This window comes from Neoroseomonas terrae (genome assembly GCF_018129025.1).
In the GTDB taxonomy this organism is placed as follows: domain Bacteria; phylum Pseudomonadota; class Alphaproteobacteria; order Acetobacterales; family Acetobacteraceae; genus Neoroseomonas; species Neoroseomonas terrae.
In genome coordinates this window covers 139309-147717 of the sequence record NZ_JAAEDI010000016.1, presented here as the reverse complement: position 1 = coordinate 147717, position 8409 = coordinate 139309, and the positions used below count along the sequence as shown (strand labels likewise).

Sequence of the window (8409 nt, the reverse complement as noted above, 5' to 3'; positions counted from 1 at the left end):
GGGCGCCGGCGCGGCGGCCTTGGGGCCGCCTTCCGCAGCCGGGGCCTTGGCGCCGGCGTCCGGCACCGCCTCCCCTTCCTCGACCAGCACGGCGATCGGGTCGTTCACCTTCACGCCCTGCGTGCCGTCCGGCACCAGGATCTTGCCGAGGATGCCCTCATCCACGGCCTCGACTTCCATCGTCGCCTTGTCGGTCTCGATCTCGGCGATGACGTCGCCGGCCTTCACGCGCTCGCCTTCCTTCTTCAGCCAGCGCGCCAGGTTGCCCTCCGTCATGGTGGGGGACAGCGCCGGCATCAGGATGTTCGTGGCCATGGATCGTTCCCCCCGGCTTACTTGTAGGTCACGCTTTTCACGGCATCGACCACCTGTTCGAGCCGCGGCAGCGCGAGCTTCTCGAGGTTCGCCGCATAGGGCATCGGGATGTCCAACCCGTGCACACGCACCGGCGGCGCATCCAGGTAGTCGAAGCAGGTCTCCATCATCTGCATCGCAACCTCGGAGCCGATGCCGGCGAAGGGCCAGCCTTCCTCCAGCGTCACCAGCCGGTTGGTCTTGCGCACCGAATTGGCGATCGTCTCGGTATCCAGCGGGCGGATGGAGCGCAGGTTGATCACCTCCGCGCTGATCCCCTGCTCGGCCAGCTTCTCGGCCGCCTGCATCGCCATGCCGACCATGATCGAGAAGGCGACGATGGTGACGTCGCTGCCCTCACGCTCCACCTTCGCCTTGCCGATCGGCAGGATGAAGTCTGGATCGGTCGGGCAGTCGAAGGAATGCCCGTACATGATCTCGTTCTCGAGCACGATGACCGGGTTCGGGTCGCGGATGGCCGCGCGCAGCAGCCCCTTGGCATCCGCCGCATTCCACGGCGCGACCACCTTCAGCCCCGGGCAATGCGCGTACCAGGACGCGTAGCACTGCGAATGCTGCGCCGCGACGCGGGACGCAGCACCATTCGGCCCGCGGAAGACGATCTGGCAGCCGAGCTGGCCGCCCGACATGTACAGCGTCTTGGCCGCCGAATTGATGATCTGGTCGATCGCCTGCATCGAGAAGTTGAAGGTCATGAACTCGACGATCGGCTTCAGCCCGGTCATCGCCGCGCCCACCGCCATGCCGGTGAAGCCGTGCTCGGTGATCGGCGTGTCGATCACGCGCTTCGCCCCGAACTCCTCCAGCAGACCCTGGCTGATCTTGTAGGCGCCCTGGTACTGGGCGACTTCCTCGCCCATCAGGAACACGTCCTTGTCGGCGCGCATCTCGGCCGCCATGGCATCGCGCAGCGCCTCGCGCACCGTGATGGTGCTGGTGGCGCCCCAATCCTTCTCGGGCGCGGAAGCCGGGCCTTTCGGCGCGGCCGGCACGGAAGCCTGCGCCGCCGCGGCGGGCGGTGCCTGGGCGGGTGCCGGTTCGGCTGCCGGCGCGGGTGCAGCGGCCGCACCGCCCGACCCGCCATCCAGCTCGGCGATCGGCGCGTTCACCTGCACGCCCTCGGTGCCTTCGGCCACGACGATCTTCGTCAGCGTGCCTTCGTCCACCGCTTCGACTTCCATCGTCGCCTTGTCGGTCTCGATCTCGGCGATCACGTCGCCGGACTTCACCGCATCGCCTTCCTTCTTGAGCCAGCGGGCGAGCTTGCCCTCCGTCATGGTCGGCGATAGCGCCGGCATCAGGATCACGGCACCCATCTCAGCGGGCCTCCACCAGCACGTCGGTCCACAATTCGGATTCGGGCGGCTCCGGCGATTGCTGCGCGAAATCCGCGCTGTCCTGCACGATCGCCTTCACCTCGTCGTCGATCACCTTGAGGTCGCCCTCGGTCACGCCGAACTGTTCCTGCAGCATCTTGCGCGCCGTCTCGATGCAGTCGGACGTCTCGCGCATCTTCTGCACTTCCTCGCGCGTGCGGTACTTCGCCGGGTCCGACATGGAATGGCCGCGATAGCGGTAGGTCTTCATCTCCAGCAGATACGGCCCCTTGCCCGCGCGGCAGTGGGCGACGGCGCGCTCACCGGCCTCGCGCACGGCGATAACGTCCATGCCGTTCACCTGCTCGCCCGGAATGCCCCAGGCGGCGCCGTTCTGCGACAGGTCGCGGGATGCGCTGGCGCGCTCCACGCTGGTGCCCATGCCGTACTTGTTGTTCTCGATGATGAACACGCAGGGCAGCTTGAACAGCGCGGCGAGGTTCAGGCTCTCGAACACCTGCCCCTGGTTCGACGCGCCCTCACCGAAATAGGTCAGCGCGACCGCACCGTCCTCGCGATACCAGTTCGCGAAGGCGAGGCCCGCACCCAGCGACACCTGCGCACCGACGATGCCGTGCCCGCCGTAGAAGCCCTTCTCGCGCGAGAACATGTGCATGCTCCCGCCCTTGCCCTTGGAATAGCCGCCGATGCGCCCGGTCAGCTCGGCCATCACGCCGCGCGCTTCCATGCCGGTCGCCAGCATGTGGCCGTGGTCGCGATAGGAGGTGATGACCTGGTCGCCCGGCTTCAGGCACATCTGCATGCCGACGACGACGGCTTCCTGCCCGATATACAGGTGGCAGAACCCGCCGATCAGACCCATGCCGTAGAGTTGCCCCGCCTTCTCCTCGAAGCGGCGGATCAGCAGCATGTCGCGATACGCGCGCTGGAGATCATCCCGCCCGATCGGCGGCTCCTTCCCCCTGCCACGGCGCTTGCTGGTTGTCTCCGCGGCCTGGGCCATGGCGCGTCTCCCTCGGGAAGCTGTCCTGATCCCGTATTAGGCGCCAGAAACCGAAATCTGCAAGACGGGCCTCTCGAAAACCCTTCTATTGCAATGCAATAAGACACTTAACCGAAATGCGGTTAAGTGCTTCAAACGGCGAGACTCAGCGCCCGCCGACCCGCCTTCTACCTGCCGAAGCAACGCGGTGTCCGGCGGCCGCCCGGCGGTTCAATACAGTCGTCGTTCCGGCGTGTAGGGAACGACGATCTCATCGCGTCCGACCATGTTGAGCAGCGCCCGTGCCCTTTCATCGAGCTGGTCGCGGTCGACCCGGTCCCCGCGCAGCCCCGCCACGCGGCGTTCCATCGCATCGCGATCGGCCTCCGCCCGTGCCAGATCCACGCGGGCGGCGGCGATGTCCGCCAGTCGCTGCTCGCGTGCGATCAGGCCGCGGTCGCCATGCATCGCATGCCAGACGAAGTAGCCCGACAGCGCCACGAACAGACACGGCATGGCGATGGCTTGAATGAAGCGCTTGAGAAACCGCAACGCTGACACCTGACAGTGGGCGAGGAGGCGCCGACTCTAACCGCCGTGGCGAATCCGTGTCACGCGCTTCGTCCAGGATTTCGTCGCACCGCACGGGGTTTTGCGCGGCGGCGCGACAAAATGGACTCACATACCGGCGATCAGCGCCGGAGGACGCCCCGCCCGGCATAGCGCGCCGCCGGCCCGAGGCCCTGCTCGATGCGGATGAGCTGGTTGTACTTCGCCAGCCGATCCGAACGGGAAAGGGAGCCGGTCTTGATCTGCCCGCAATTCGTCGCAACGGCGAGGTCGGCGATGGTCGCATCCTCCGTCTCGCCCGACCGATGCGACATCACCGCGCGATAGCCGGCGCGGTGCGCGGTCTCGACCGCTTCCAGCGTCTCGGTCAGCGTGCCGATCTGGTTCACCTTCACCAGGATGGCATTGGCGGTGTGCTGCTCGATGCCCTGCCGCAGGCGCTCCGGGTTGGTCACGAACAGATCGTCGCCGACCAGCTGGACCTTGTCGCCGATCTTGTCCGTCAGCGCCTTCCAGCCGGCCCAGTCATCCTCGGACATGCCGTCCTCGATCGAGACGATCGGCCACTTGGCGCAGAGCGCCGCGAGGTAGTCCACCATGCCCCCGGCATCGAGGGTCTTGCCCTCCCCCTCCAGCTTGTACGCGCCGTCGTGGAAGAACTCGGTCGCCGCGCAGTCCAGGGCGAACACCACATCCTCGCCTACGCGATGGCCGGCCGCCTCGCAGGCCTTGGCGATGAAGCCCAGCGCCTCGTCCGCCGAGCCGATATTCGGCGCGAAACCGCCCTCATCGCCGACATTGGTCGAATGGCCGGCGTCGTGCAGCGCCTTCTTCAGCGCCATGAACACCTCGGAGCCGACGCGCACGGCATCCGCGATCGTGCCGGCACCGACCGGCATGATCATGAATTCCTGGATGTCGATCGGGTTGTCCGCGTGCTTACCGCCATTGATGATGTTCATCATCGGCACCGGCAGGGTGCGGGCGAAGACACCGCCGACGTGGCGATACAGCGGAATGCCGAGATCGGCGGCCGCTGCCTTCGCCACCGCAAGCGACACCGCCAGCATCGCATTCGCGCCGAGCCGCGCCTTGTTCGGCGTGCCGTCCAGCTCGATCATGATCTCGTCGATGCGGACCTGGTCCTGCGCCTCGAGGCCGGAGATCGCGTCGAAGATTTCGCCTTCGACGTTGGCGATGGCCTTCAGCACGCCCTTGCCGCCATAGCGCTTCTTGTCGCCGTCGCGCAGCTCCACCGCCTCATGAGCACCGGTGGAGGCGCCGGAGGGGACGATGGCATGGCCGATGGCGCCGCTGTCCAGCACCACCTCCGCCTCGACGGTCGGGTTGCCACGGGAATCGAGGACCTCGCGGGCGATGATGTCGGCGATGGCAGCCATGGGGCGCTCTCCGGTCGTTCAGGATGCGGGGTGGCTACACCGGGCGGGGCGGCGCGCCAAGGGCGCCGGGTCTATCGCGGCTGGGCCATTACGGCCTGGAGCCGGGCGACGGCCGCGCCGAAGGCCTCGACCCCCGCCGCATCCCCTGCCCCGGCCGACGCGTGCCCTGCGGGCAGTGCGTCGAACATCCGGCTCAGCTCCGCCGCCGTCACATCCGGCGGATCAGCGGCGAGCCGGGCCTGGGTCGCCCCCCAGATCCGCATCCGCTCATCCGGGCCGATGTTGGGATCGTTGCGGACCCTGTTCAGCATCGCCGTCTGGGCCGAGCGCCACGCCTCGTGGCGCTGCGCCAGCGCGCCACGCAATCCGCTGCGCCGGTCGTCGCCGACGACGGCGCGCATCAGCAGCACCGCATCGCCCATGGCACCCTGCCGGGCCAGGGCCAGGCCGGCCGCATTTATGCCGGGCGGCGCCGGCTCGGCCAGCGTGGCGAAGCCCGCCAAACCCCGCCGCCGCACTGCCTCGGACGGCCAGCGCCCCGGCACCCGACCCAGCGTCGCCAGCGCATCCCGCAGCCGCCCCATCAGCGCGGTCCCGACCTGCCCTTCAGCCAGTGCCTGCCCGCCCGACAGCGCCGCGAGCCGCTGCGCCTCCAACTGGATCAGCTTCATCGCCGGGTCCAGCACGGCGCCGGCAACCGGCGCGGCGGGCGGCGGCGGCGTGGGTGGCATGCCGCCGGCCGCGAAGCGCATCGAGGATGCCTCCTGCACCTCCAGCCGCTCCCGTGCCGCAAGATGATCGACCACCTGTCCCGCAGTCTGGTCCGCCGCGGTAACCAGTGCGGCATAGCGCCCGGCTGGGGTCGGCGGCGTCGGCGGTACGGCAGCACAGGAGACGGTCGCGAGGGAAAGGCCCAGCGCGAGCCCGGAACGACGGGATATGATGGCCATGGGGCGGCACCCTGCGTCAGCGCTTCGCCTCTCGGCAAGCCGGGGGATGCGCGATTCCGCGTGAGCCAAAGCCGCCCTATATCGACAGGAATGATCGAGCCTCTGCATTCCCTCGACGACCTCGTACCAGGCCAGGCCTGGGATCTCGGCACCCTGGCCTTGGGCCGCGAGGAGGTGCTCGCCTTCGCCTCCCGCTACGACCCGCAATATTTCCACCTCGATGCCGAGGCGGCGCGCGAGAGCCTGTTCGGCGAACTCGTCGCCAGCGGGTTGCACACGCTGTCCGCCGTGTTCGGCCATGTCATCCGCAGCGGGCTGATCACCGGCATTTCGATCGGCGGCAACCGGATCGACAGCCAGTGGCCCGCGCCACTGCGCCCCGACGAGGAGATCGCCGTGCGTGCCGAGGTGGCCGAGATCCGCCCCTCCCGCTCGGGCCGGCGGCTCGGCGTCGCGAAGATGCGCTACACGGCGCGGCGGGTGGCCGACGGCGTGGTGGTTCTCGATGCGGTGGTGACGCACTTTCTCAGGCGCTGAACGGCACGAGGCCGGTCAACGGCAGGAACGGGCGCGACCGGCGCCGCCAGATGTTCCAAACCTGGCACCGGATATGGAAACGGCGCGGCAGGTTGCCCCGCCGCGCCGCTTCCAAAGCCCGGTTCAGGCCGCGTGGATTACGCGGACTTCGCCATGATCTCTTCCGCGACGTTGCGCGGCACCGGATCGTAGTGGTGGAACTGCATGGAGAAGGACGCGCGGCCCTTGGTCATGCCACGCAGGTTGGAGATGTAGCCGAACATCTCCTTCAGCGGGACGTGCGCGCGGACGATGACCGAGGTGCCGGCCATGTCCTGGCTCTGGATCACACCACGGCGGCGGTTCAGGTCGCCGACGACGTCACCCACGTGATCCTGCGGCGTGGTCACTTCCACGTCCATGATCGGCTCGAGGATGACCGGGCCGGCCTTCTTCATGCCTTCGCGGAAGCAGGCCTTGGCGGCGATTTCGAAGGCCAGGGCCGACGAGTCGACGTCGTGGTACTTGCCGTCCGTCAGCGTGTACTTGAAGTCCACCGTCGGGAAGCCGGCGAGCACGCCGGTGTCGGCCTGCATCTTGATGCCCTTGTCGACCGCCGGGATGTATTCCTTCGGCACCGTGCCGCCGACGATCGCGTTGACGAACTCGATGCCCTCGTTCCGCTCCTTCGGCTCGAAGGTGATCTTCACCTCGGCGTACTGGCCCGAACCGCCGGACTGCTTCTTGTGGGTGTAGACCTCGGTGTGCGGCTTGGTGATCGTCTCGCGATAGGCCACCTGTGGCGCGCCGATGTTCGCATCCACGCCGTACTCGCGCTTCAGCCGGTCGACGATGATCTCGAGGTGCAGCTCGCCCATGCCGGACAGAATGGTCTGGCCGGTCTCCTGGTCGGTCTTCAGACGCAGGGAGGGATCCTCGCCGGCCAGCTTCTGCAGGCCGATCGTCATCTTCTCCACGCCTTCCTTGGTCTTCGGCTCGACGGAGATGTCGATGACCGGGACCGGGAAGGCCATGCGCTCCAGCACCACCGGATCGTCCTGCGCGGCCAGGGTGTCACCCGTACCGGTGTCCTTCAGGCCCACGAAGGCGGCGATGTCGCCGGCGAAGACTTCCTTGATCTCCTCGCGCTTGTCGGCGTGCATCTGGAACATGCGGCCGATGCGCTCGCGGTTCCCCTTGGTCGTGTTCATGACCATGTCGCCCTGCTTCAGGACGCCGCGGTACACGCGCACGAAGGTCAGGTTGCCGTACTTGTCGTTGATGATCTTGAAGGCGAGACCGGCGAAGGGCGCGTTCTCGTCCGCCGGGATCACGCGGCGCTCGGCGTTCTCGTCCTGGCCTTCCTCGGGGGCGACCTTGATGCCCTCGATGTCCACGGGGGACGGCAGGTAGTCGATCACCGCGTCCAGCAGCGGCTGCACGCCCTTGTTCTTGAAGGAGGAACCGCAGACCACCGGGCGGAACTCACCGGTGATCGTGCCCTTCTTGATGGCGCGCTTCAGCAGCTCGACCGAGACGTCGCCATCCTCGAGATAACGCTCCATCGCCTCGTCATCGGCCGCGACCACGGCGTCGAGCAGCTTCTCACGGTATTCCGCGGCCTTGTCCTTCAGGTCGGCCGGGATCTCGACGACGTCGTACTTCGCGCCGAGGTCGTCGCCCTGCCAAACCAGCGCCTTCATCTCGACGAGGTCGACGACGCCCTGGAGGTTGTCCTCGATCCCGATGGGGATCTGCAGCGCCACCCAGTTGATGCCGAGCTTCTCGGTCAGCGTCTCGGCGGCGCGGAAGAAGTCTGCGCCCGTCCGGTCCAGCTTGTTGATGTAGATGATGCGCGGCACGTTGTAGCGGTCGGCCAAGCGCCAGTTGGTCTCGGACTGCGGCTGCACGCCGGCAACGCCTTCGATCACGAACACCGCGCCGTCCAGCACGCGCAGCGAGCGGTTCACTTCGATGTTGAAGTCGATGTGGCCCGGGGTGTCGATGACGTTGATGCGGTGATCCTTCCACTCGGCCGTGACGGCCGCGGAAGTGATCGTGATGCCGCGCTCGCGCTCCTGGTCCATGTAGTCGGTGGTCGTCGCACCGTCATGGACTTCCCCGATCTTGTGCGACTTGCCGGTGTAATAGAGGATGCGCTCGGTCGTCGTCGTCTTGCCGGCGTCGATATGCGCCGTGATCCCGATGTTCCGGATCTTCTCAAGCGGGGTGCGCGCCACGGTGGGCCTCCATCAAGCAGAAATGGGCGCCCGCACGGG

8 protein-coding genes are annotated in these 8409 nt (G+C 67.5%); 1 reads left to right on the top strand and 7 read right to left on the bottom strand.

What is annotated here, in order from left to right; genetic code table 11:
- The 6 genes from GXW78_RS16225 to GXW78_RS16200 all read right to left on the bottom strand — a co-directional run.
- A partial coding sequence (locus tag GXW78_RS16225) for a biotin/lipoyl-containing protein (protein WP_211869879.1) occupies positions 1–315 on the bottom strand: 315 nt, incomplete at its 3' end.
- Between the two features lie 17 nt (positions 316–332).
- On the bottom strand, positions 333–1691 hold the full coding sequence (locus tag GXW78_RS16220) for a pyruvate dehydrogenase complex E1 component subunit beta (protein ID WP_211869878.1): 1359 nt from the start codon (positions 1689–1691) through the stop codon (positions 333–335).
- A gap of 1 nt (position 1692) precedes the next feature.
- Complete coding sequence (gene pdhA / locus GXW78_RS16215) at positions 1693–2715, bottom strand: pyruvate dehydrogenase (acetyl-transferring) E1 component subunit alpha (RefSeq protein ID WP_211869877.1); 1023 nt, start codon at positions 2713–2715, stop codon at positions 1693–1695.
- 210 nt (positions 2716–2925) lie between these two features.
- Positions 2926–3210 (bottom strand): FtsB family cell division protein, encoded by a 285-nt coding sequence (locus GXW78_RS16210; protein ID WP_246522277.1) that lies wholly within the window; start codon positions 3208–3210, stop codon positions 2926–2928.
- Positions 3211–3386: 176 nt separating this feature from the next.
- Positions 3387–4664 (bottom strand): phosphopyruvate hydratase, encoded by a 1278-nt coding sequence (gene eno, locus GXW78_RS16205; RefSeq protein WP_211869875.1) that lies wholly within the window; start codon positions 4662–4664, stop codon positions 3387–3389.
- Positions 4665–4735: 71 nt separating this feature from the next.
- On the bottom strand, positions 4736–5614 hold the full coding sequence (locus GXW78_RS16200) for a hypothetical protein (protein WP_211869874.1): 879 nt from the start codon (positions 5612–5614) through the stop codon (positions 4736–4738).
- A 90-nt stretch (positions 5615–5704) separates the two neighbouring features.
- Here GXW78_RS16200 and GXW78_RS16195 point away from each other — a divergent pair, with 90 nt between their 5' ends.
- Positions 5705–6151 (top strand): MaoC/PaaZ C-terminal domain-containing protein, encoded by a 447-nt coding sequence (locus GXW78_RS16195; protein ID WP_211869873.1) that lies wholly within the window; start codon positions 5705–5707, stop codon positions 6149–6151.
- Positions 6152–6288: 137 nt separating this feature from the next.
- On the opposite strand, the gene fusA is transcribed toward GXW78_RS16195, so the two are convergent.
- Positions 6289–8370: an elongation factor G gene (gene fusA, locus GXW78_RS16190; RefSeq protein ID WP_211869872.1), complete on the bottom strand. Its 2082-nt coding sequence runs from the start codon at positions 8368–8370 to the stop codon at positions 6289–6291.
- Positions 8371–8409: the final 39 nt, after the last annotated feature.